General features: G+C 37.4%; 18 protein-coding genes. 4 read left to right on the top strand and 14 right to left on the bottom strand.

Annotation, left to right across the window (positions count from 1 at the left end; genetic code table 11):
- Positions 1 to 16 precede the first annotated feature (16 nt).
- The 9 genes from B2R82_RS02075 to B2R82_RS02035 form a co-directional block, all read right to left on the bottom strand.
- Positions 17 to 1,684 carry an acyl-CoA dehydrogenase family protein gene (locus tag B2R82_RS02075; protein ID WP_286923285.1) on the bottom strand — a complete coding sequence of 556 codons (1,668 nt, stop codon included), beginning with the start codon at positions 1,682 to 1,684 and terminating at the stop codon, positions 17 to 19.
- A 2-nt stretch (positions 1,685 to 1,686) separates the two neighbouring features.
- Positions 1,687 to 3,189, bottom strand: a complete 1,503-nt coding sequence (locus tag B2R82_RS02070; protein WP_286923284.1) for a class I adenylate-forming enzyme family protein — start codon at positions 3,187 to 3,189, stop codon at positions 1,687 to 1,689.
- Positions 3,182 to 3,571 (bottom strand): MerR family transcriptional regulator, encoded by a 390-nt coding sequence (locus B2R82_RS02065; RefSeq protein WP_286923283.1) that lies wholly within the window; start codon positions 3,569 to 3,571, stop codon positions 3,182 to 3,184. Before B2R82_RS02065 ends, B2R82_RS02070 begins: the two co-directional genes overlap by 8 nt.
- A 205-nt stretch (positions 3,572 to 3,776) precedes the next feature.
- Entirely contained in the window at positions 3,777 to 5,444 is a 1,668-nt protein-coding gene (gene argS / locus B2R82_RS02060) for an arginine--tRNA ligase (protein ID WP_286923282.1), read from the bottom strand.
- Complete coding sequence (locus B2R82_RS02055) at positions 5,444 to 5,875, bottom strand: DUF1934 domain-containing protein (protein WP_286923281.1); 432 nt, start codon at positions 5,873 to 5,875, stop codon at positions 5,444 to 5,446. Before B2R82_RS02055 ends, argS begins: the two co-directional genes overlap by 1 nt.
- 381 nt (positions 5,876 to 6,256) lie before the next feature.
- On the bottom strand, positions 6,257 to 6,673 hold the full coding sequence (locus B2R82_RS02050; RefSeq protein WP_286923280.1) for a hypothetical protein: 417 nt from the start codon (positions 6,671 to 6,673) through the stop codon (positions 6,257 to 6,259).
- Positions 6,674 to 6,875: 202 nt separating this feature from the next.
- Positions 6,876 to 7,358, bottom strand: coding sequence for a CcdC family protein (locus B2R82_RS02045; RefSeq protein ID WP_283870692.1), 483 nt, complete (start codon positions 7,356 to 7,358; stop codon positions 6,876 to 6,878).
- 43 nt (positions 7,359 to 7,401) lie between these two features.
- On the bottom strand, positions 7,402 to 7,971 hold the full coding sequence (locus tag B2R82_RS02040) for a TetR/AcrR family transcriptional regulator (RefSeq protein ID WP_286923279.1): 570 nt from the start codon (positions 7,969 to 7,971) through the stop codon (positions 7,402 to 7,404).
- A gap of 591 nt (positions 7,972 to 8,562) precedes the next feature.
- Positions 8,563 to 8,946, bottom strand: coding sequence for a winged helix-turn-helix transcriptional regulator (locus B2R82_RS02035; RefSeq protein ID WP_286923278.1), 384 nt, complete (start codon positions 8,944 to 8,946; stop codon positions 8,563 to 8,565).
- 165 nt (positions 8,947 to 9,111) lie between these two features.
- Here B2R82_RS02035 and B2R82_RS02030 point away from each other — a divergent pair, with 165 nt between their 5' ends.
- A complete protein-coding gene (locus B2R82_RS02030; RefSeq protein WP_286923277.1) occupies positions 9,112 to 9,828 on the top strand; it encodes a 3-ketoacyl-ACP reductase in 717 nt (238 codons plus the stop codon).
- A gap of 360 nt (positions 9,829 to 10,188) precedes the next feature.
- Here the strand turns inward: B2R82_RS02030 and B2R82_RS02025 are convergent, their stop codons facing one another.
- The 3 genes from B2R82_RS02025 to speB all read right to left on the bottom strand — a co-directional run bounded on the left by B2R82_RS02025 (position 10,189) and on the right by speB (position 12,776).
- The gene (locus B2R82_RS02025; RefSeq protein ID WP_286923276.1) at positions 10,189 to 10,770 is read right to left on the bottom strand and encodes a DUF4879 domain-containing protein; all 582 of its coding nucleotides are present in this window, start codon (positions 10,768 to 10,770) and stop codon (positions 10,189 to 10,191) included.
- A 637-nt stretch (positions 10,771 to 11,407) separates the two neighbouring features.
- On the bottom strand, positions 11,408 to 11,557 hold the full coding sequence (locus tag B2R82_RS02020) for a hypothetical protein (RefSeq protein ID WP_286923275.1): 150 nt from the start codon (positions 11,555 to 11,557) through the stop codon (positions 11,408 to 11,410).
- A 346-nt stretch (positions 11,558 to 11,903) separates the two neighbouring features.
- On the bottom strand, positions 11,904 to 12,776 hold the full coding sequence (gene speB / locus B2R82_RS02015; protein WP_286923273.1) for an agmatinase: 873 nt from the start codon (positions 12,774 to 12,776) through the stop codon (positions 11,904 to 11,906).
- A 481-nt stretch (positions 12,777 to 13,257) separates the two neighbouring features.
- Here speB and B2R82_RS02010 point away from each other — a divergent pair, with 481 nt between their 5' ends.
- Positions 13,258 to 15,312: a transglycosylase domain-containing protein gene (locus B2R82_RS02010; protein ID WP_286923272.1), complete on the top strand. Its 2,055-nt coding sequence runs from the start codon at positions 13,258 to 13,260 to the stop codon at positions 15,310 to 15,312.
- Between the two features lie 355 nt (positions 15,313 to 15,667).
- On the opposite strand, the gene B2R82_RS02005 is transcribed toward B2R82_RS02010, so the two are convergent.
- Positions 15,668 to 16,183: a YwhD family protein gene (locus B2R82_RS02005; RefSeq protein ID WP_286923271.1), complete on the bottom strand. Its 516-nt coding sequence runs from the start codon at positions 16,181 to 16,183 to the stop codon at positions 15,668 to 15,670.
- A 463-nt stretch (positions 16,184 to 16,646) separates the two neighbouring features.
- Here B2R82_RS02005 and B2R82_RS02000 point away from each other — a divergent pair, with 463 nt between their 5' ends.
- Together B2R82_RS02000 and B2R82_RS01995 are read left to right on the top strand one after the other, a co-directional pair.
- Positions 16,647 to 16,832 carry a 2-hydroxymuconate tautomerase gene (locus B2R82_RS02000; RefSeq protein ID WP_004231516.1) on the top strand — a complete coding sequence of 62 codons (186 nt, stop codon included), beginning with the start codon at positions 16,647 to 16,649 and terminating at the stop codon, positions 16,830 to 16,832.
- 98 nt (positions 16,833 to 16,930) lie between these two features.
- Positions 16,931 to 17,599, top strand: coding sequence for a class A sortase (locus B2R82_RS01995; RefSeq protein WP_286923269.1), 669 nt, complete (start codon positions 16,931 to 16,933; stop codon positions 17,597 to 17,599).
- Between the two features lie 50 nt (positions 17,600 to 17,649).
- Here B2R82_RS01995 and B2R82_RS01990 read toward each other — a convergent pair whose 3' ends face one another.
- On the bottom strand, positions 17,650 to 23,220 hold the full coding sequence (locus B2R82_RS01990; protein ID WP_286923268.1) for a collagen binding domain-containing protein: 5,571 nt from the start codon (positions 23,218 to 23,220) through the stop codon (positions 17,650 to 17,652).
- Positions 23,221 to 23,655: the final 435 nt, after the last annotated feature.

The following is a 23,655-nucleotide window of genomic DNA, read 5'->3' as shown; positions in this document are numbered from 1 at the left end:
CTTCTGCTGAAAGAAGTTAAAGAATATCTGCAAAATATTGAACTGTTTTCATCGGTGCCCCTAATTCTCTTAATGCCCATGTATGCTCTAAATATATATCTGCCAGCTTTTCATATTTACCACCGAATCTGTGAGCCCATTCCACAGCTACAACGCTTTCATACATATGCGCCATTTTTTCTGCTACCGCTTTTGCCTCATAAGTTTTCGTTGCTTCATCCAAAGAGCTAAACGTATGCAATGTCGATTTCAATTGTACTAATTGTTCCACTACTAATTGGCTTAGAGTGCTGTTAGCTACCTTAGCTAAGCGTTCCTCCATAATACGTACAAACAACTTATGAGCTTGGAACTTATCTACTAAACGAATCAGCTCTAATGCCAGTATATTGGCAGTTCCTTCCCACACCGTAAGCACCTGTGCATCTCTTAGTAAGCGAGGTGTCACAAAGTCTTCAATATAGCCATTTCCACCATGTAATTCAATCGCTTCACTTGCATATTTCACCGCTTGCTCGGCTGTTTCCTTTTTCATAATGGCTATATTTAAACGATTCATCATCATATCCTCATGATTGCCCTGACCACTTGTCACTTTATCATATAGCTGAATAAGATCAAAAACTGTTGCTACTTCCACATGAAGCTTTGCCGCAAATTTTCCTAGTGTATCCTGAATCATTGGATATTGCGTTAAAGGCTTACCAAAGGCATAACGATTTGTCACATAATGTTTTGCCTCTAAAAAGCCACGTCGCATAATACCTAAAGAAGCTACGGCATTGCAAATTCTTGATAGATTAAGTGCCTCTAGCATATAATAAATTCCTTTATTCGGCTCACCTACAATATAGGCAAGTGCACCTTCAAATTCTACCTCACCAGAGGGAACTGCCTTCACACCAAGCTTATCCTTTAAGCGACGAATACGAAGGTTATTCACAGTACCATCCTCCGCTCGCCATGCAACTGCAAATAATGTTAGCCCTTTAGAGCCTGCAGAAGCCCCTTGGAGTCGCGCCAGTACCATTGCTACACCACACATGCCTACATTGGATGCAAAATATTTTTCACCATATAAACGGAACTGCTCGCCTTCCTGTCTTGCCTCTACAGCATTTGCCCCAACATCCGAGCCACCTTGTCGTTCTGTTAAAAAGGTTGCTCCCTCATAGAGCTCAGTATCACCTGTTGCACAAACATGTGGTAAAAAGCGTTCCTTTACCTCATCATTCGCATAGTGATCGAGTAAATAAGCTGTAGCCATTGTTAATGTAACAGGACAATAAAAGCCAGGCTCAGCATGGGATAGTAAATACCCTTGGGCAAAGCTATATACATAATTACCCTTTCTTCCTAGTTGCGGAATATTTTTATGCACATAGCCCACAATCCCTGTATTATACGTCTCTTCTATTGTTTTTTTGTAGCCATCATTGACCCAAATCTCTGATACCTCTTCACCGTAAGCATTATAACGTTGTAATCGAGGCTCGCCCTCTCTATCTGTATGCTTCGCTCTCCTATCAATATCTCCAGCACAAAGCTCTCCAAAATCTGTTAGCTCACGTGTTGCATATTCCGCAAATTCTTTATCAAGCATTATTTCTAAAATACTATGGAGCGTATCGTTATCTTTAAAAAAGTTCGTTGTTTTCATTTCTTCCTGCTGTAACACCTTCATAATTATCTCACCTCTTGTCCCTTCAAGGATTGTTTTAATATTTTGCCCGAAGCATTCCGCGGAAGCGCTTCCACTTGCTCAAAAATTCGTGGAATTTTAAATTTAGCGAGATGCTGCTCCAAATAATGTCGAAGAGCCTTGTCATCAATTTCTGTTCTGGCAGCATAAACAGCCTTTACTGTTTCACCCCACTGTGGATGAGGTACACCGATAACCGCTACCTCAAAAATCCCCTCAAAATTTACAATACAATCTTCAATTTCCTTTGGAAAAATATTGACACCACCAGAAATAATCACATCCTTCTTGCGATCAACAATCCATATATACCCATCTTCATCCACACGGGCTAAATCACCAGTTTTTAACCAGCCATTTATAAATGCTGCCTTCGTCGCAATGTCGTCCTTGTAGTAGCCTAGCATATTGCCCTCTCCAAATAGCACAATTTCACCTACCTCACCAGCACGTACATCCTCTCCATCCTCATTAATAATACGTAGCTCCGTTCCAAGAGGTGCTCGTTTTCCTATACTTCCTGCCTTTGTCTTATGTTCCTCACCAAATAATAATGAGCCGCTTGGACCAGCCTCCGTTAATCCATAAACACATGTTAGATGATTTGTACGGAAAGCTTTTTGTATATAACTGATTTCATTTTGTGATAATGGTGCACCACCATATACCCACCACTTCATAGAGGATAAATCAGCAGTTTGTAATCTCGGCATTTGAGCTGTTAACAAATAGGCAACTGGTGCGCCAAAGAAATGCGTTGTCTTCTCCTGTTCTATTGAATCCAAGAACAAATCGGGTGTAAATGTTGAGGTTAATACATGTGTCGAGCCAACAAGCATTCCCGCCATTAAAAATAAATGCAAAGGAGCTGAATGCGTTAACGGCATCATTAGAAGGATGCGGCTTTCGGGCTTTACCTCCATCTCGACAGCAATCATTTGTGCTACGGTTAAAATATTACGATAGCTAAATAACACACCTTTTGGTTTTCCTGTTGTCCCTGAGGTATATAAAATTGTCGAAGCGTCATCCTCATTGAGCTGACAATCAATTGTTTGTGAGCTGGCACTTTGAATTAATGCTTCAAAGCTTAACCAACCAGCTGTCTCTTGACCCGTTTTAATTTTCATTGGTATGATCGAAATATTTTCGACTGCATGAAAAATAGCTTCATGTACAAGAATAGCTGTAGCCTCTGCATGCTGTGCCACAAACTCTACCTCTTGTAAGGTAAATTTCGCATTGACTGGAACAACAATTGCCCCAATACGTTGAATCGCAAAATAGCTAACAACAAACTCTACAACATTTGGCATAAAAATGATGACCTTATCTCCTTGCCGAACACCCCTCTCAAGCAAAGCATGACTAAGTCTTGTCACTTGCTCATCTAAATCGCGATAGGTCACACGTCGACCATGACAAATCACTGCTTCAGTTGTTGGATACTTTCGGGCATTCCGTGCTAATAAATTTGAACTATTCACCGTGCATCTCTCCCTTTAAAATCGCTAATTTTTCACTAAATTTGTCATGTAATTGCTGTAATTCCATCTTCATTTGTACAAGCTCTGTTATTTTACTATCAATTTCTTGTATTTTTTGTTCCCCATATTCGACTGTTCGCTCTAATTGCTGAATCCCCGTACGATCAAAATCAAATAGCAGAACCATCTCCTTGATTTCCTCAAGAGAAAATCCATAACGCTTTCCTCGAAAAATAAGTTTAAGCTTGGCTAACTCTTTTTTTGAAAAGGTTCGCTGATTAGTAGATGAACGACTAGGATGAAGAAGCCCAAGCTCCTCATAATAGCGAATGGTTCGTGTAGAGACAGTAAACTCCTTTGCCACTTCTTGAATCGTCTTCATCTTCTCCCCCCTCTCAATTTCCATCAGTATACCATTGACGTTAACGTAAACTTCAACAAAATTTTCGAAATTAACAGAAAAAACAATACTCAAGGCAGTTGAATAAACCCATTTGGAGATTCTATCCGTCACTTCGACCCTTCCATCCATCCGAGCCACAAAAAAACCCCCCAGCACAATATCATGCTAGGGGGTAAAAACATTATTACATTTTTTCTGGAGCGGATACTCCGATTAAGCGTAACGCGTTTGCAATTGTTGTGCGCACAGCGGTAATAAGGGCCAAACGTGCTTCTGTTAGTTCTTTATTTGAAGCATCTAACACTTTTTCAGCGTTATAGAAGCTATGGAAAGCTGCTGCTGTTTCTTGAATATAGTTTGCGATGCGGTGTGGTGTGCGGTGCTTCGCAGCTTCAGCTACCACTTTCGGGAAATCGCCCACTTTTTTCAATAAATCAATCTCTTTTTCAGCCGTTAATAGCGTTAAATGATCTTTTGTTGCAGCAAAGCCTTGCTCATTAGCTGAACGTAAAATCGATGAAATACGTGCATGCGCGTATTGTGCATAATACACTGGGTTTTCATTTGATTGAGAAACAGCTAGGTCAAGGTCAAAGTCCATATGAGAATCGCCTGCAGTTTTTACGAAGAAATAACGAACTGCATCTAATCCAACCTCTTCAACTAGTTCACGCATAGTCACAGCGTTCCCTGTACGTTTTGACATTTTAAATTTTTCGCCATTTTTATAAAGCTGTACCATCTGGATAACTTCAACCTCAAGCGTATCACGGTCATAGCCAAGTGCTTGAATAGCTGCTTTCATACGTGGAATATAGCCGTGGTGGTCAGCTCCCCAAATATTGATTAATTTATCGAAGCCACGAACAATTTTGTCCTCATGGTAGGCAATATCTGGCGTTAAATATGTGAACGAGCCGTCATTTTTAATCAATACACGGTCCTTATCGTCACCAAATGTAGTAGAGCGGAACCATGTAGCGCCATCTTCTTCAAATACATGACCATTAGCCTTTAATTTCTCTAATGCAACTTCAATTTTACCGTTTTCATATAGCGAAGTTTCAGAATACCAAACATCAAAGTTTACTCGGAAGTTGGCAAGGTCTGTTTTTAGTTTATCTAATTCTAAAGCTAAACCATGCTGGCGGAAGAAAGCAAATCGTTCCTCGTCTGATTTGGATAAAATAGTATTACTATGCTCACCAGCAAGTTTACCAGCGATTTCAATGATATCAGCACCATGGTAGCCATCCTCAGGCATCTCTGCATCTAGACCTAAAGCTTGCTTATAACGAGCTTCTAGTGAATAGGCTAAATTATTAATTTGGTTACCTGCATCATTAATATAATACTCACGAGATACATCATAGCCTGCCATATCTAATACATTACATAAAGAGTCCCCTACAGAAGCTCCACGTGCATGTCCTAAATGAAGGTCACCTGTTGGATTTGCAGATACAAACTCAACCTGGATTTTTTCTCCTGCGCCAGCATTTGAACGACCATAATCAGCCCCTTGCTCAAGTACTGCCTTCACAACACCCGTTAAGAAATCCTTACGCACTGTGATATTAATAAAGCCTGGACCAGCAATATCAATTTTCTCGATATCTGTCCCAGCAGTTTCAAGATTTTCTAAAATAGCTTCAGCAATTGCACGGGGTGGTTTTTTTGCTAATTTCGTTAATTGCATTGCAATATTAGTTGCATAATCCCCATTTGACTTATCCTTCGGTGTTTCAAGGTGAATATTTAAATCTGTCCCAGCCTCAACTAAGCCAGCTTTTTCAATAGCCTGCGCAATTGCGGTCTTAATGGCCTGTTGTACTTGTTCTACAGCGTTCATCATTGTACCTCCGTAAATGTAATATCTAATGTATAATTGCCAACGGATTGCCCACCCATTAGTAAATCGTACTGTACACGGAAATCTCCGCTTACTGCCTGTTTTGAAAACGTCATTTTTTTTGTATGGATGACAAGTGGCATTGAACCAAATTCACTATCATAATGACCAGTCTGTTGTTCCATTATATTAAGTGGAAGCCGCATATTTACTGCTCCCGCTCGCATAATAAGAGCACGTTCATTGCCTAGTTTCATTGTCGTGTGGATAATTTTATCATCCAGCACTTCTTCATATTTTAAATACAAGCTTCCGGCCTTTTCCAAAAGTTGTCCTGTCAGCAACATTTCCTGACTTTCGGATTCTCCATCAATCGGACGAATCGTCGAAATGAGCTTAATGTTCACCTGCGATCTTGCTTCATTCGTCATTATGGATGCTCCCTTATATTGTTTTTCCTATAACCTTTTTATTATAGGATGAATCCTCCTGTTTTTTCAAGATAGAAGTCAAGTATATCCAAGCTGATTCCCATCTCCACAAATTATTACAATTCAATTCATGCTGTAAAACATAAGGTAGTTCATCTTTATATGAGAACTAAAAAGCATCTACTCAAATTAATGATCAACCGCTTTTGATGTTATTCGTAATAATAATCTAAGGTGGTGCCTTCCTCTTTTGTTAAGGCTGTTTTCTAAAATATTGTTGCTGTTAAAACATAAAAATAAAGTTAATCTACAAAATGTGTAGAATCAGCTCTGTTTTTATGTTTGGTATTTCGTAAATCGAATATTTAACTAAAGTCCTCGTTAGTTCAATAACTGCAATCTTATAACATCTTGTTCATCATTGAATTTTATTTTGATTTTATATTCATCCTCTTTATATGTTTCATTATTAACAGTACCAACTAAAAATGAAATAACGCTCCCGTTAATTTTTGTTACCATATCTCCAATATTCCCTGTAATTAACCCATCTCTACCTTCAAACTTAATGTCAATATTATGTAAATCCCCATGCGATAGTTCTAGATCTTTCCATTCGATTTCAACCCAATTAACTTTTTTTTCGTCATACAATTCAGGATTGTAAATATATTTTACCTTCCAATGTTCTCCCTCGCCATAGAAGATAACCTCATCTGTTATTTCAGTTTGTTTGGTTGATGAACAAGCTGTCAGACTAAGTATAAGAAAAATACCAAACAACATTCTCAGTTTCATTTTCAAACCACCTCCTTAGAATTAGTAACCTACGTAAAAAACATTTCTTTTTCGCTACCCAGCGCATTTAGTTCAATAAGAAAAAAGAGCTGCATATGCAACTCTATGATCTTCAAGTAATGCACCCGTTTGTTTAAGTGTATTTATTCACAAACTTATACTTCTTGTTTCATTTTGGAGGGTGTTAGAGATATACGAAGTTCTACAAACTGACTGTATTTTTTAGTTTAAGAACCTTTTTATACTTTATGTAGCAAGCTATTCTCCAAGGAATTAAATAACAAATAACTAGTAAGAAAATTAGCATATTGAGTGTACCTGGTTCGATAGTCGAAATATGTTGTCGAAAATAATAACGTAAAGCAATCATAATGGCGAAAGTAATTATAAAAGCAGGACTTTTCTTCGCATAAATTAAACCATCATTTCGTATTTCATAATCTGACCATAAAATAAGAGGAATAGAAAAACCCACTCCTAAAAAAATCGCTATAGATAATTGAAGGTATGTGACGTGCCCAGAAGCGTTTAGAAAAAATGATAATCCAGGTGTTAAAAATAGAAGAGGAAGAATTATTCGCCCTCCTCTCCCTTTGGTTGGTTTGTACATAGAACGGATTCTACGAATTAAAATGAACAACCCTATAATTATAAACATAGATGTAGCAGGTATTACGGTTTGCATAAAAACCTCCTTGAATTATTATTGCATAAATAATTTTTCATTTTCATTTATTCTCTCCATCGAACAATTTTTGTTTAACGCCTTCAAAAACCTCTTTTAAAATACCCTCAATTTCCGAGCCATCTAAATCGCAAGTATTCGTCGCACACATAGTTGCAATACCATGCGTAGTTAACCATATATCTATAAATAGAGATTTAGCAGAGGTTTGAGTTAATCCAGTTAATTTAGAAATTAGCGCTACAATCCCTTGGTTTTCTACATCATTTATTAACTCTGAAAAGCTTGAGATTTTATATTTATTGGATAGGAATAACAGCTCAAATAGCTTTTTTTCGTCGCGAGCAAAATTAATATAGGCTAACCCCATTCCTAAAAAAGAACTTTCTTGTAAGCCCCGAAACATTCTTTCATTATAAAGACTGTTAGCCCTTTCATAGATTGCGTACTTCAAATCGTCCATACTCGAGAATAATCGAAAGATAGGCTTTGTCGAACAACCTAACTCTTTTGCTAAATCCCTTGCATTAATACTATCAATGCCACTTTTTCTAGCCATTTCAAAAGCACAATCCAATAAAATTCCCTCTGTAAACCGTTCTTTTGGTGCCAAAAAAATTTGCCCCCTCCCAATAGGTAACGTCTGTTACCTATAATGTAACAATATTTTCCTTCCAATGTCAATAAGGTATTCAAAAATTTCCAAATAAATAAAAAAGCTCACTTTGTAAATGAGCCTTGTTTTCCCAAGAAAGTCCGTAAACTCCCTATAGCTATGGATGGTTGGAATGAAAAAGCAAGTGGGGCTAAAAGTAAGCTCCCTACACTTCCCCACTTTTAGCCCCACATTTGTTCTATTAACATAATTCTTTATTCCAAATTTAGCAAATCAGAAATTATTTCTGCACTTCCTGGTGAAAACATAAATATTGAGAATGAAATGCATAATAATCCTACAAATACAATACTAATTTTCTTTATTAACAAAGATTGCTTTTTCATAAATAGTCCTTTAAATACGAAAAACAGCCCTACAAATAAGATTAAGAAATACCAAACTCCCATAAGCTCACCCCTTTTACAAAAAGACGATAAAAGTTGCGGAAAGTTCTACCATCTTAATCGGTTTGTGTATAGAAATAAAGCACCCATCTATCAGCTATAATAAAATTGTTTAAGAACAGCACTGATAATTTAAATTATCCTAAATGACCCCATTATTGCTTTCTCGTTTAATTTGATCGATTCTCTTTTTTCCCCATTCATACATAATCTCAACGATCGGTAATAACGTCATCCCTAGTTCAGTCATGGAATATTCGACTTTTGGAGGAACTTCTGGAAACACTTCTCGATGAACAATCCCATCTTCCATCAGTTCACGTAATTGGTTTGTTAATATCTTATGAGATATTTTCGGAAAAAGTCTTTGAAGCTCACTGAAGCGATGAGGTCCTTCTACACCTAAATGCCACAAAATAACAACTTTCCATTTCCCACTAATAATCGATAAGGTAAGTTCTTTTTCACAATGGTAATCGTTATTTACTATTCTTTCTTTTATTTCTTCTCTTAATTTATCTGACATAGAGCTAACTCCCTTTTCATATAAGTAACTTTTAGTAACCTCCGCACCAAAAAGTGCACTCTTCCCAATGTATAAAACCGTAGTAAAATGAGGATAGTCTTAAAGACAAATCATAATCTATTTTTTCGTCTAAATAAAATTATCTCAACCGAAGGAGAGAAAAACATGCAAACAATTGCAGGAAAAGTGGCGTTAATTACAGGAGCTGGACGTGGAATCGGACGTGCAACAGCAGTAGCTTTTGCACAAGAAGGTATTCACGTAGGTCTTGTTGGACGTACTCTTGAAAATTTACAACAAGTAGCGGAGGAACTTAAACAGTATGAAGTGAAGGTAGCAATCGCCGCGGCCAATGTAGCGGATTTAGACTCTATCACCGCAGCCGTTGAATCTATTCGCGGAGAGCTTGGCGCCATCGACATTTTAGTAAACAACGCTGGCATTTCAAAATTCGGTAACTTCATGGACTTAACACCTGAAGAATGGACAAATATTATTGATGTTAACGTAAAAGGTGTGTACTACACAACACGCGCTGTCTTACCGGAGATGATAGAGCGCAATACTGGTGACATCATTAATATCTCATCAACAGCAGGTCAAAAAGGGGCTCCAATTACAAGCGCATACTCGGCTTCAAAAGCTGCGGTTATCGGACTAAGTGAATCATTAATGCTTGAAGTGCGAAAGAAAAATATTCGCGTTACAACATTGACGCCAAGTACAGTTGCTACGGATATGGCAGTTGGGCTTAACTTAACAGACGGTAATCCAGAAAAAGTGATGCAAGCAGAAGATTTAGCAGATTTAATGGTTGCACAGCTAAAACTTCATCCACGCGTTGTATTAAAACATGCTGGGCTTTGGTCAACGAACCCTTAATAGAACTTTACAAAATATCGAAACGCTGTCCAATTTATTAGGGTAGACATGGCGTATACATCCTGATGATTGGATAAGCAATGATTATTTATCATATAGAATTTCAGATATTTTATCAGAGTATATTTTCAAAGATAATGATGGACAAGAAAGTTTAATAAGGGCAATAAAATCTAAAAAGAAATTTCTAAGCAATCTCTCTTTTTTTACAATTATCAACGATCATGATTATTTCATTACTGTTAGATACAAGACAGGTGGAACTTGATATAAAATTATTAAAAGATAAAGACCAAGACAGCAATTAAGCTATCTTGGTCATCGTCGTTTATCATCTATCCATTTATATAAGTAATAATTTTATTTAATGTTTATAGTGTCAGACATTGTATTCCAAGGATAATTTGAAGAAATATTACTAACAGTAAATTTTCCACCCTCGTATCCACTAGCATCCCATTTAGCATAAACTCCATCAACAATTCTATCACCATTAATGTCGAAATCTATTTGTTCAATTTGCTTTAATTTTTCCCCATCTAACTTTGCATTTCGAACATGTCCGTATCCAATTTCTTTTGTCACTATGTACATTTTTTCTCCACCGTGATCTATATTTGAAGATAACTGATTTGCACTAAAATACTCGTCTTTTCCATAGTTAGAAGACCAGGCTGAATAAACTTCTAAATAAGTCAATGGTGGTGCTGAGGCGAAAGGCATAACACCTGAAAAGCTTGTTAATTGTTGTTTACTTTCCTCGGGAGTTATAATTTGTGCATTCGGATAGTCCACTCGAAGTAATTCTAATACATACTCTTCAAATGAGTCTGATTGCATTGAATTATTTTCTGCTTCAGAAGATGCTGAAGCTTTTTCTCCTCCCGCAAATATTGAAAGAGCTAGTGCTGTACCTGCAGCAAGTGAAAGAAATTTTTTCATTGTTTATTCTCCTTTTGTTTAACTGTTGTATTACTGATATTTTAATTGCTATAGCATAAAAACACCCTCGAGTTACTATTATCCTATCATTCCTAAAAATAGATTTTCAATTGGATTTTCACGCCAATAAATGGCGGTTATAACGCCATTTATCGACGGTATATTAGTTACTTTTTTATAAAACGCGCCAAATCACGCCACGTATACCGCCATTTTTTTTGTGTACTCAATTTTTTTTAATAGGAAAGTAATGTTTTTTGTGAACTTATCACTAAAACACTTGAAATTTTTATTCAACTTTGATTTTATAGTTAAATAATATATTTCACAAAATTGTCAATACTAGTATTATATTCAAAATAATAAAAGACCAGCTCAGCTAAAAATATAGCTTGCTGGTCCTCATTTTGTTTACTTATTACGTCTTTGCTGAATGGGGATGCACAGACTAATTAAACGGTCAGTCGTTATTGTATCATTCTGTAAATCCTTAAAGTGTAATTCCCAAATAATACCGTCTTTAACTGCCTATGCAATAAAGTTCTCCGTTCCCAGATACTTTAGGAGCGTGTAAGACTCAGTTGTTGAAATTCCAAACATACTCAGATTAGAAAAAAGAAGAATATCCACACAAATTTCACACGGTCGCAAGTAGCATATTGATATCAAAAGATGATTCATTTATTTTTCTATCTCCACTCACTGCAGAGCCTTTTGTTTCCACAGGGTTAAACGCAATATTTAACCGCTTTGTAGTTGTTGTAGGACTGCCAGCGACACGATACATGGTTTAAGGTACACATGCCACCATTCTTATGAATAACGGTATTCCTGTCAAGGCGATTGCCGAACGATTAGGAAATACTCCAGAGATGATCCATACAGTTTATGGCCACATTCTATAAGAGATGGAGGCACAAACTGTATCCGTATTTAGCGAGAGTTTAAAGGCAATTGGGGCTAAAAGTAGGGCTAGCACAAGCTAAACCTCACTCAAACCGCTTTATATCAACATATACAAAGCCCGTATTATTTTACCCAGCCTAGAATCATTTCTCTTAGCAATTTAGAAGCTGTGTTTGCGACTGACGTTTCACTTTCGTCGCAGAATGTATTATTTAGTGTTTCTGGTCTTATTTTACCCAGCCTAGAATCATTTCTCTTAGCAATTTAGAAGCTGTGTTTGCTGTCATTTCTGATGAATCATAGATTGGTGCAACTTCAACTAGGTCAAAGCCAACAACATTGACACCACTTGCTGCTATCGCATGAATTGACGCTAATAATTCTTTCGAAGTAATTCCTCCACAATCTACAGTACCAGTGCCTGGTGCATGTGCAGGATCTAGAACATCAATATCAATCGTTACGTAAACATTACGACCTACTAAAGAAGGTAATACCTCTTTTAACGGCTCTAATACTTCAAATTTTGAAATATGCATGCCGTTTTCCTTTGCCCATTCAAACTCTTCCTTCATACCGGAACGAATTCCAAATGAATAGACATTTTTTGGACCAATATGCTCAGCAATTTTACGAATAGGCGTTGAGTGAGAAAGTGGCTCTCCTTCATATTCTACACGTAAATCTGTATGTGCATCGAAATGGATAATAGCTAGGTCAGCATATTTTGCAGAAACAGCCTTCATCACAGGCCAAGACACTAAATGCTCTCCACCCATACCAACCGGAATCTTACCGTCTGCTAATAGCTTTTCAATAAACTTTTCAATTTCATCTAATGAACGCTGCGCATTGCCGAATGGAAGTGGGATATCACCTGCATCAAAATATTTTACCTCATCTAACTCACGGTCTAAATATGGGCTGTATTCCTCTAAACCAATCGATACTTCGCGAATACGCTGTGGACCAAAACGTGATCCTGGACGATAACTTACTGTCCAATCCATTGGCATCCCATAAATGACTGCCTGTGCATCCTCATAGGTAGGATAACTTTTTATAAAAACATTTCCTGAATAAGCCTCATCAAATCTCATCTACTTACCCTCCACTTTTTTTAGATATTATCTCAATTTCATTCATTTCTATCTTCATTTAGAAAGGATCCCCTTTCACGGATGTCTCACATCAACGGAATGAAGATAAGCCTCTAGGATCAGCACCGTGTCAACCCTTGAACAGGTCTAGACACCTTTCAAAATCCAAAACATTGTTTATCTGCGTGACAGCTACAATTACGCCATTGAGAAATTGATTTGTCACTGCTCTTAAAGGGCTTACAGGATTGTAATGAAACCTCTATCCGGCAATCCTCGTATACTTTATTGGAACGTCTAGCAAAATTCGATTAAAATCTACAAAGTGTACTTCTCTTGTCGAATGCTAACATTTCAAACAGTACAAAAAAAGTATAGATGTTTTTGAATAAAGTGCAATAGTTTTTACCTAGAATTTCGATTAAAGATAAATGTTCAGACACATACTAAGGCTAAGTGTGAGAAAACGAGGTGAAGTCGGATGAAGAGAAAAAGCTATCAACGTAAACAAAAACGTGCGAAGCGTACACGTAAAACATTGACCCTTTTTATCGCCTTTACATCTGCAATTGTAGTAGCATTCATAGCTCTACGCGTTTATGTGCAAGTAGCTGGAGCTCCCCCTTTAACCGTACCAAAGGCCTCTATTTTCTTAGATGAAAATGAGAACCAAATTGGGGATCACTTTACGAATGAACGACGCTATTGGGTTAGTCTTGATGAAATGTCACCGTATTTAAAAAAGGCAGTCGTTTCTGTTGAGGATAAAGATTTTTATAAGCATAGCGGTTTTGATTTTTCACGAATCGCTGGTGCAGTGCTAATCGATCTTAAAGCTGGCAGTAAGGTTCAAGGAGCTAGTACAATTACACAACAATATGCTCGCAATCTATATCTTTCACATGAAAAGTCTTGGACGCGAAAATTAAACGAGGCACTGTATGCTTATAGATTAGAAGTTTTTTATGATAAGGATGAAATATTGGAGGGCTACTTAAATACTGTCTATTACGGACACGGTATGTACGGCGTGGAAGCAGCTAGTCGCTTTTATTTTGGTAAATCTGCAAGTGATTTAACTTTAGCAGAGGCAGCAATGCTAACAGGAGTACCTAAAGGGCCAAGCATCTATTCTCCTATTGCGAATTTAGAAAAAGCAACAAATCGCCAGCATGTTATTTTAAAACTAATGGCAGATCAAGGCGCTATTACACAAGATGAAAAAACACGTGCAGAAAGTGAACAGCTTGTTCTAAAAAATGATAGCTGGGTAGCAACAAAATCCGTTGCTCCATATTTTCTTGATGTAGCATGGCAAGAGGCTAGCGATATTCTGAAGTCCAAAAATCTTGATATTAGTGAAGGTGGTTGGACGATTCAAACAACTTTGGATCCCGGACATCAAAAGGCCGCAGAGGAAGCTGTAGCTAAGAATATGCCAGCAAATGATCTACAAGCCTCATTTGTCAGCATGGAATCCAAAACTGGTGCTGTTACGGCACTAGTTGGAGGTCGTGATTATGCAGCTAGCTCATTTAATAGGGTTACACAGGCAAAACGTCAGCCAGGTTCAACTATTAAACCTATTTTATATGCAGCTGCCTTAGAGAATGGCTATAATCCATTAACATTTTTGGATGTAGGTGAAACAACCTTTACTTATGATAATGGGCGAGGAACCTATTCCCCTAAAAATGTTAATGGTGAGTTTGCAACTCATGATATGTCGATGGCACAGGCTATCGCAATCTCTGATAATATCTATGCCGTGAAAACATTAGAGGAAATAGGATTTAAACCATTTCACGATATGGCTAACCGCTTCAACGTCAATATCGGTGCAAAGGACAACTTATCGATTGCACTCGGAACAGCGGAAACCACTTTATATGAAATGACAAATGCCTATAATATTCTGGCATCGCAAGGACAAAAAACATTACCAACTACTATTATTTCAATTAAAAATGCTCATGGTGACGTCATCTATGAAAATAAAGAGGTAAATGCTAAGTCTGAAACAGCGCTCTCCAAAGAAAATACGTATATTTTAACAGAAATGATGACAGGTATATTCGATCCTGTCTTTAGCGACTACTCTCCTGCTACTGGAATAAGTATTCGCTCTCGTATGACACATACGTATGCTGCAAAATCAGGCTCTACAAATAGCGATCAATGGCTTATTGGATTTACACCTAGCTTAACTGCTGGTGTCTGGAATGGCTATGATCAAGGTAAAAACCTAACAACAAAAGAAGATACTGCTGCTACAAAGAAAATATGGATTGATTTTATGGAGAGTGTTAATAAAGGCACAAAGAACGAAGATTTCGTAAAACCTAAAAATGTGAAAGGTGTAGTAGTCGATATTGAAACTGGTAAGCTTGCTACTGATGCATGTCCTAAACAACGGCTCGTATATTTAGATGCAAAGGATGTACCTACTGAAAAATGCACAAATTTCGATATTCTCGATACTAATACATGGGGAGAATTCTGGAATATGCTCCCGTTCTCCATTTTTAAAAATTAGCGGACATCGGGAACCTTCTATGTTCCTAAACGTTCTAATCAATGAAGGCTCTCGACAAAGTAATTTAGACATATACGAAAAAGAAAAGCTTTCTCTTCCCCGGAGACGTGTCCGTGGGAACAGAAAGCTTTTCTTATTTTTATGGTTCGCGAAATGGATGAGCATCATGGGGCATTTGGCTTGGGTTTGGGTTGTTCAAATGCCGCATAGCGCTCATCACTATTCGCGGAACCAAGTGTCCTAGCTTACTAAAATGTAAGCTCTGCATCAAGTTTACTTTGTTTCAAACCCACTTTCAACCTTATATCGAAAGCGATTGCAAAATGTCACAGATTGTTCAATCATTGTTGGTCTATTATGCAAATAAGTCTTGACGCAGTTGCTCCTCACTACGTGCCCAAAGGTCCGGATTAAGTCCTTCTAGGAAGGAAGCTAACACTTTTTTGGAAGGTGCATCCATATGATTCACAATAATATGGCGCTTCATTGATTTATCCATTTTATTAACATGATCAGCTAAAATTTTATAGCCACGGCGTTTTTCACGGTTAATCACCATTTCACATGCAGTTACACCTGCATAATACGGTCCGTCTTCTTTATGATCAATCGTCACCCATACTAGCCAATACGGTTTACCACCTTCGGAATCCGCACGATCTGTTGTAAATTTGATACCTCGCTCCACATCACTACGTGCATGCATAGCCCCGATTTCAACGGATGCTGTCCCCTCTTCTATGTCAAGAATGACAGGCGATACGTTTTCTAGCGAAAGCGAGCCAATGCCAAATCCTTTATGTCCATCTGTTGGATCATTTTTGATAATGGTAAAGCCCATTTTTTGTTTTGCTTTTTCTTCATTTGCCATACTTTAATACCCTCCATTCTGCTATTATAAAGTAAAGCATATTATGCGCATAGATGTCTTAGTGAAAGCAACATTGGTACAGCGCAAATGCCTAAATTTAAGTAAGAAGTTATAACTTTCTTATCAATTTTGTCTTGGCAAAATTGCGTCCGGATTTTGAATTGTGCCCTCACAATTCATTCCTTTCAAAATCCGTGACATCCGCCGAGGCTTTGGACCAACAGATGTTTTTGTGCGAAAGCGTAGTGCTAACGTAGCGGCAGCAACATGACGTTGGTCACTCAGTCTTTGCCACAGGACGTGGCGTTCTTAGACTGAGTTCCTCTATTTCAGTAGGCGTTTGGGGACTCATGAAAAAGGGAACCATGCCCGCATTCATCTTACCACCTTTCAGACGTTGAAGTCTTCTACTGAATGGAGATAACCTAACTATACAACATTATTCTATAAAGGAGGCAATATTATGCCATACGTAACAGTGAAAATGCTAGAAGGTCGTACAGAGGAGCAAAAGCGTGCCCTAGTGAAAGAAGTAACTGAAGCTGTTTCCCGTACAGTAAATGCACCCGCAGAAAACGTAACTGTTTTTATTGAAGAAATGTCTAAAAACCATTACGGCGTTGCAGGTGTTCGTTTTAGTGATAAATAAAAAATAGAATGGGTAGAGCAATCTAGTGCTCTACCCAGTTTTTAAAACCTTAGCTAGAACAATACCTTCATCTTCAAGACAAGGATGTGATATATGAAATGAATAAACTGAAACTACCATTAATCATCTCTATACTCATCGTTGGCTTTTTACTTATTTTTATCAACCCCATTCAAAATGCAATTATTGCTCATTTAAGCCATCAATTAAATACTACCGAAATCAGTGCAGAAAAGATTGAAAAGAACAATCAGGCTGATGCCGACTATATATTTGAGGACGTACAATCGCTATCCATAGCGGAGGTGTTAAAGGCTCAAACAAAGGCAAATAAAATGCCTGTAATCGGTAGTATTGCTGTACCAAGTGTTGATATGCAGCTTCCTATCGTCAAAGGAGTTGGAAATGCTGCGCTTGCTGTTGGAGCAGGTACCATGAAGCCAAATCAAAGCCTTGGACAAGGAAATTATGCTTTAGCAGGACATTATTTTGAGGAAAAGGATATTTTATTTAGCCCTCTATATAAAGCAAGCATAGGTGATTCAGTCTATATAACAGATTTAACCAATATTTATGAATATCATTTAACAACAAAGAAGGTTATTGCTGCGACAGATGTTTATGTAATTGATGATATTCCAAATAAAACTGTTTTAACACTTATTACATGCGCTGATAATGGAACAAAGCGCCTTGCTATTCAAGCCGATTTTATTCAGCAATATCCATTTGATGAAGCACCTGAAAAGCTATCACAAGCTTTTTAATAGGAGAAGCCCCCAAGATTAAATAGTCTTGGGGGCTTCTTTAAAATTCATTATTTGATTTCAGCTTTACGTCGACGTAAGAAGAATAATGCACCAAGTACAAGTGCTACACCAATCAGTGTAAGTGCTGTTTGATCTGCACCATCTGTCTGTGGTAGTTTACCTTGTGCTTTTAACTGATTTTCTAGTCGTTTTGCATCCATTTTAATTTTGTCAATATCAAGAGATTCCGCAACATCTTTCTGTTCCTCTTTTGTTAACAAACTATATTTATTGAGGAAATCATTATACGCATCTAGCGTGTCTTTTGTTGCTTTAGTTGGATTATATGGCGGTAACTTTTTACCTTGATCAATGACATTTTGAACAGAAGGTTTAGATGCTTCTGTTTTTCCTGGGTTTGTTGTTGGATCCGTTGGTTCACCTGGTTTGCCTGGATTTGTTGTTGGATCTGTTGGTTCACCCGGTTTGCCTGGGTTTGTTGTTGGATCTGTTGGTTTACCCGGTTTTCCTGGATTTGTTGTTGGATCCGTTGGTTCACCCGGTTTGCCTGGGTTCGGTTTTGGATCAACTGGCTTGCCTGGATCTGGATTTGGCGGTATCCAACCACCACCACCCGTATAAGATGGTTTTACCAATCCTGAACATCCATCAGTTACTGTAATTGTACCTAATAACACATTGCCTTCGTAAACATTGTAAATTCCCGGTTGAACTGTATAAGGGATTGTTCCTACACCTTGTTCATTCGTCTTACCAGAAGCAATTGTATTTTGATATAAATCTTTAATTGTGAATGCTACATTTGGACGACCATACCCATATAAATCTTGAACTGTTAATGTGAAAATTGGACACGCATTATTTGGAACTTGCACGGTAGCTCCACAAATATTATCCGCATAGCTTACGGTAATATCACCCAATTTAATACCAGCTTCATTAAATACGACGTAATTCTGTCCTTGCTGTAGCTTTGTCTTATCTTCAAATACAATTTTACCAGATGCATCCGTTTTACCAGATGTCACTACATCTCCAGCTTGATTTTTAATGACGATTAAAACATTTGCACCAACAGGCTTAAGGTTTTTATCATTAACTGTTAGTGTAAATACTGGACAAGCGTTTTTCTGAACTACACCTTTACAGCCGTCTGTATAAGTGACTTTTACTTTTCCAATTTCATCACCTTTTGCACCGCTATCTGTTTCCTCATACACTGTGTACAAACCTGGTGATTGGTTTTGTGGTAACTGAATTTCACCGTTAGCATCTGTTTGACCAGTTGTCACTACATTGCCATTGCTATCTTCAATGACAACCTTTGTATTTCCTTTCAAGCTACCATCTGTATCTTTTACTGTAATTGTGAAAATATCACATGCACGAGGTTTTTCAGCAGTATCCTCACAGTTACCTGAATACGTTACATCAAATTCATCAAGTACTTTCCCTGATGCTGTAATACTCACTTCATATTTGCCAGAAGGCGTTGTTGCTGTTTGGAATGTTACCTTACCGTTTTTGCCAACTATGGCTGTAAACGAATCTTTCGTAGCTGTGTTTGTAATTGTTACTTCTGTACCCTCTGCTAAAATACCATCCTCATCTTTCACTGTAAGCGTGAATACTGGACATGCTGGTAATGGTTGAATAGTTTCTTTACAGTCAGTATCAACTGTAAATTCTCCTATTTTTGTACCATTTTCATATACTTCATATTCACCTGGCTTAATGTTTTGAATAGTCACCTTACCATTAGCATCAGTTGCACTTGAAGGTTGTGGAACTATAGCATTTGGATTGTTTTTATCCTTAATTTCTACCGTGACACCTTGACGTGGTTTACCGTCCACATCATTGACAGTTAATGTAAATACCTCGCAGGTAGGTGCCTGTGTGATTGTAGCCTCACACTTACCATTTTGATAGCTTACCTCTACATTTCCTAAGAAAACAGTACCTTCATAAAGTTTATACGTTCCTGACGGTGTTGTAGATGGAATAGTAATTTTACCGTTGCCATCTGTTGTTGCAGTCGTAATAACTGTATTACTTGCATTTTTTAATGTTACTGTTACATTCGGACGTGGATTATTTTGTTCATCATTTACCGTAATTGTGAATATTGGACATGAATTTGTTGGTTGTACCTCTCCCTGGCATCCCCCAGCACCAAATTTCACAATAACCTTACCATAGTCAATACCATCACTATCTTTTACCTTGTATTCTCCAGCTTGAACTGTTGATGGAATTGCTACTTTACCATCAATACCTGTAGTCACTGTTGATTTTACTGCACCATTACTGTCTATTAATTCAATTTGCTTATTAGCTACAGGTGCTCCATCAATATTTTTCACTGTTAAGTTAAACGTTGAGCAAGAACCACCTGGAAGCGGTGTAACATTTACTAGTTTCGTTACTACATTAGAACCTACTTTTGTATCTTTTGCTGCATCAAGTGTAAATAATTGAGCTACCATTTTTTGATAAGGAACCTTCGCTGCTACCTCTTCAATTTTATAATTTCCATAGTTGATGTTTGTAAAGCTAAACAAGCCATCAGCACCTGATGTTGCAGTTTGAATCAAGTAATTATTTGTGCCAATAACTTTGTATAATTGGAATTGTACACCTGATAGAGGCTCTTCAGCACCAGTTTCTGAGTTAACTCCAACTTTTTTAAACTGTGCATCACCTTTTACCATAGAAAATGACGTATCTGAACTACTAAATGTAAAATTAGCGTTAACCTTTGCATCATCTTTTTGATTGCTAGCATTTTCAACACCAAATGTTAATTTTGCATCATTGCTGAAGCTTTGGCCTATTTTACCTAAACCAATTGTTTGATATTGCACCTGATAGCCTTCGTTTAGATTAGCAAAGTGAAGAATAAAGCCACCATCCGCTTTCTTATCAACAGTTATTCCATAAGTACTTGGGTCTACATATGCACCCGTACCGTTTTGAGAAATACTTGTTGCGGTAACATTGTATTTTCTCACCTTGATTGAACCTTCAATTAGCATTAAATTGCCAGATGGTGTGTCTTCCAATGTCACATTTGCTCCTAACTTTGAATGAGATTGATTCACATCCAATGTCCAAGAAACAGTTTGCTTAGAATTATCTTGAGTAGCTGTCTTTTTAATCAAGTTATTTGCTACATATGTTGGAAGCGTCACTGGCGTGGCTTCTAGAGTATAATTTTTAGAGCCTAATGTTTGGAATGTTGCTGTATTGCTATAAACATTCCCTGTTGTATATCCAGCCTCATCAATACCAATTCCTAAAATTTCATCAGAATCTTTTGTATGATATTCCACTAAATAGGCTTTTCCGTTTATTGTACTATCTAATGAATTATTAAATGTTAATGTATAACTCTTTTTATCAGATGCAACATCTAATGTGTAGTTTGATGCATCGATAGGCGTAGTAGCTGGTGTACCGCTCGTATCATCACCAGTAGTTAATGTATATTCATATACCTTTAATGAATTTGCTACGAATTCATGCCCTGCACCAATTGTATCTGTTAAAATAGCTCCTTGAATATCCTTTTTGTTAATATTCACCTTTACTTTCCATGTGAATAATTGATCAAGATAATTAAATGCCCCAGCTTTACTACCATTGTTTACCGTTGTAGTAGCAGGTGTATAATGATCTTCTTTTTGTACAGTATAACTATCCCAATTTACTGTTGCCGTATTACCATAACCACTCTGTACTTCACCATCATTACCAATAGCAAATGATGTTTTATACGTAACAGTTGCTTTTCCACCTGCTGCTATATTAATACCAGTAATTGTGAAGCCATCTGTAGGACCAGTAACTGTTTTAACTGGCGCTGCACCTGTTGTTCCTGTAATTGTAATATTACTTTCATCCCCTACAAGTGTATGAGTCCCCTCTTTGCTTCCAGTAATTTTAAATACGTCTGTCAATGTTAAATTATTAATCGCTTCGTTCGGATTATCTGCTTTAATGTCGATAGTCCAAGTAATTTCTTTTGTATCAAAATTTACTACGTGTGTTTTTGTTAACACGCCTTCTTTAATTGTATGTGTTTTTGAATCATTTTTCGTGCCACTAACCACCATATTTGTTACCGTTGTAGGGTTTGTTCCCACATAGTAACCAAGACCAGTTCCATTGTACTTAGCATCATATGTGACTTTATAGGCTTTATCTATGGCGTTATTAAACTGGAGCTCAAATCCATTTGGAACTGTTGTAACATGGTAGTTGCTGGGGTCAACTATTGTTCCTGCTCCAGTACCATTACCCTGATCATCTATTGTCATTACTCGTACTTCAATAGTATTCGTGTCGATTTCATGAATTCCTGGAAGTGTATCCGTGATTATCGCACTCGCTTGTGGAATACTTGCTTGATTGTAATTGTAGCGAATTTCCCATTTTGACGTATAGTTGTTAGTTCCTGCGTCTATTTTCGCTTTCTCTAACTCTTTTCCATATGTGATATCCTTTGGAACATTATTTACAGACTCAGGTATACCACCATTAGTGAAGGTTACGCTATTGTAAAACGTTTTTTTCCCTTCTCTTTGCTCAACAGGTAAATTCACTTCTGTTTTGTAAACAATTTTATAGGCATGTTTATCTTGAAAAACAATATTACTGAAATCACCATCCCATACAACTTGGGTTTCAGTCCCCATCTTCACGCCCATTAAATCTACTTCATATTCATACACATTAACCGAACCTGATACAACAGCATGCCCACCAGTTGGATTATCAACTAAACTTGGGTTGTCAAAATTCTTACCTGCCTGGTTGAGCCAAATGGTCCATTCCATCTGATGATTACCATCCACTACTGGAGGAATACCGTCAGTAGCTGTCTTTGTAGCCTTTTCATTAGATGTCGACGGTAAAAATGTAAATTTCGTTTTAGCTTCTCCACCACCAACCTTTGGAATCTCTAATTCTTGTTCGATATCATTAGAAATAAGATTAAATCCTGCTTGAAAGTTCATAGTCAATTCGGCTGGAGTTGTAGTACTAACATCGTCAATTTCTACATTATTTGTCAGTTCAACTCTGACTTTATTACCTACAGTCGTATAGGAATAAGCAATATTACCAACTTGTTTGCTCCCATGGAAAGCACTATTAAAGTCTATTAAAGAAGCTGGTAAATCAAATTCAAAATAACTCCCTGCACAGTATAAATCATCTAATAATACATTAAATTTGACATCAAAGTTAGCCTTTTGATCTTTCGGTAATGGCGTTGTATAAACACCTTCAGTAATTGCATTTCCCCCAATATTCATATCAAACTGAGTTAATGTCACACTTGCTAGTTCCTGTGGGCCTACACAAGCATTTAAAGGTGTAACATTCGGTGGAGCTGCAGTAGGTTCATCCTCTGGAACCGTCACCTCAGCGGTATCTCCACTTGTTACATTTGGGTCATCTCCCTCGCCATCAGAACCAGTTCCAGCATCTTCGCTAGATTCAGTTGGAGGTGTCACAGGAGGCTCCCCCTCGTTTGCAAGCACTGAAATTGGTGAAAGCACTGTTTGAAAGACTAGCAGCAATATAATTATTGCTAAATTTAATTTCTTCATGTTTCTCTCCTTTTCTAAGTTCAGAGAGATACCTGTTGGTGTTTGCTGACGACGTTGCATCCTTTCATTATGTCGGAAAGGAATGCCACAAACATTAGGCTGGTCTCTCTTTCCTTCATTTAACTTGTCGTCAAAGGTGAATACATCCTACACGTTAGTAATCATGCTGACTGATTGTGGTGTGTTGTACTGATACTTGTATCTATTTTACTAACACTGTGACGCCTTTTAAAATGGGCCTCACCCCCTTTAGGGTTTTAGTCTCATTATAAAAAGCGCTACTGAACAAATTCTAAACAATTCCACATTTTTCATTAACAAAATTCCAAAAAAGTCTATATTTTCCCAATTACATTGATTTTTATGCAAAAATAAAAACAGCAAACAATTACTCGAGTTGAGTTTGTTTACTGCTCTACTTACAAATACCGGTAA

Origin of the sequence: Lysinibacillus sp. UBA6686 (assembly GCF_002455205.1) — a bacterium.
GTDB classification, from domain to species: Bacteria; Bacillota; Bacilli; order Bacillales_A; family Planococcaceae; genus Lysinibacillus; species Lysinibacillus pakistanensis.
The sequence above is the reverse complement of the archived record's forward strand: the minus strand, read 5'-3'. Positions and strand labels throughout refer to the sequence as shown.

Bases quoted from the DNA above. Each gene is read 5' to 3' on its own strand.
- B2R82_RS02075 (WP_286923285.1), bottom strand. From the start codon at position 1,684: ATGAAGGTGTTACAGCAGGAAGAAATGAAAACAACGAACTTTTTTAAA.
- B2R82_RS02065 (WP_286923283.1), bottom strand. From the start codon at position 3,571: ATGAAGACGATTCAAGAAGTGGCAAAGGAGTTTACTGTCTCTACACGA.
- argS (WP_286923282.1), bottom strand. From the start codon at position 5,444: ATGAACGCTGTAGAACAAGTACAACAGGCCATTAAGACCGCAATTGCG.
- B2R82_RS02055 (WP_286923281.1), bottom strand. From the start codon at position 5,875: ATGACGAATGAAGCAAGATCGCAGGTGAACATTAAGCTCATTTCGACG.
- B2R82_RS02050 (WP_286923280.1), bottom strand. From the start codon at position 6,673: ATGAAACTGAGAATGTTGTTTGGTATTTTTCTTATACTTAGTCTGACA.
- B2R82_RS02045 (WP_283870692.1), bottom strand. From the start codon at position 7,358: ATGCAAACCGTAATACCTGCTACATCTATGTTTATAATTATAGGGTTG.
- B2R82_RS02035 (WP_286923278.1), bottom strand. From the start codon at position 8,946: ATGTCAGATAAATTAAGAGAAGAAATAAAAGAAAGAATAGTAAATAAC.
- B2R82_RS02030 (WP_286923277.1), top strand. From the start codon at position 9,112: ATGCAAACAATTGCAGGAAAAGTGGCGTTAATTACAGGAGCTGGACGT.
- B2R82_RS02025 (WP_286923276.1), bottom strand. From the start codon at position 10,770: ATGAAAAAATTTCTTTCACTTGCTGCAGGTACAGCACTAGCTCTTTCA.
- B2R82_RS02020 (WP_286923275.1), bottom strand. From the start codon at position 11,557: ATGTATCGTGTCGCTGGCAGTCCTACAACAACTACAAAGCGGTTAAAT.
- speB (WP_286923273.1), bottom strand. From the start codon at position 12,776: ATGAGATTTGATGAGGCTTATTCAGGAAATGTTTTTATAAAAAGTTAT.
- B2R82_RS02010 (WP_286923272.1), top strand. From the start codon at position 13,258: ATGAAGAGAAAAAGCTATCAACGTAAACAAAAACGTGCGAAGCGTACA.
- B2R82_RS02005 (WP_286923271.1), bottom strand. From the start codon at position 16,183: ATGGCAAATGAAGAAAAAGCAAAACAAAAAATGGGCTTTACCATTATC.
- B2R82_RS02000 (WP_004231516.1), top strand. From the start codon at position 16,647: ATGCCATACGTAACAGTGAAAATGCTAGAAGGTCGTACAGAGGAGCAA.
- B2R82_RS01995 (WP_286923269.1), top strand. From the start codon at position 16,931: ATGAATAAACTGAAACTACCATTAATCATCTCTATACTCATCGTTGGC.
- B2R82_RS01990 (WP_286923268.1), bottom strand. From the start codon at position 23,220: ATGAAGAAATTAAATTTAGCAATAATTATATTGCTGCTAGTCTTTCAA.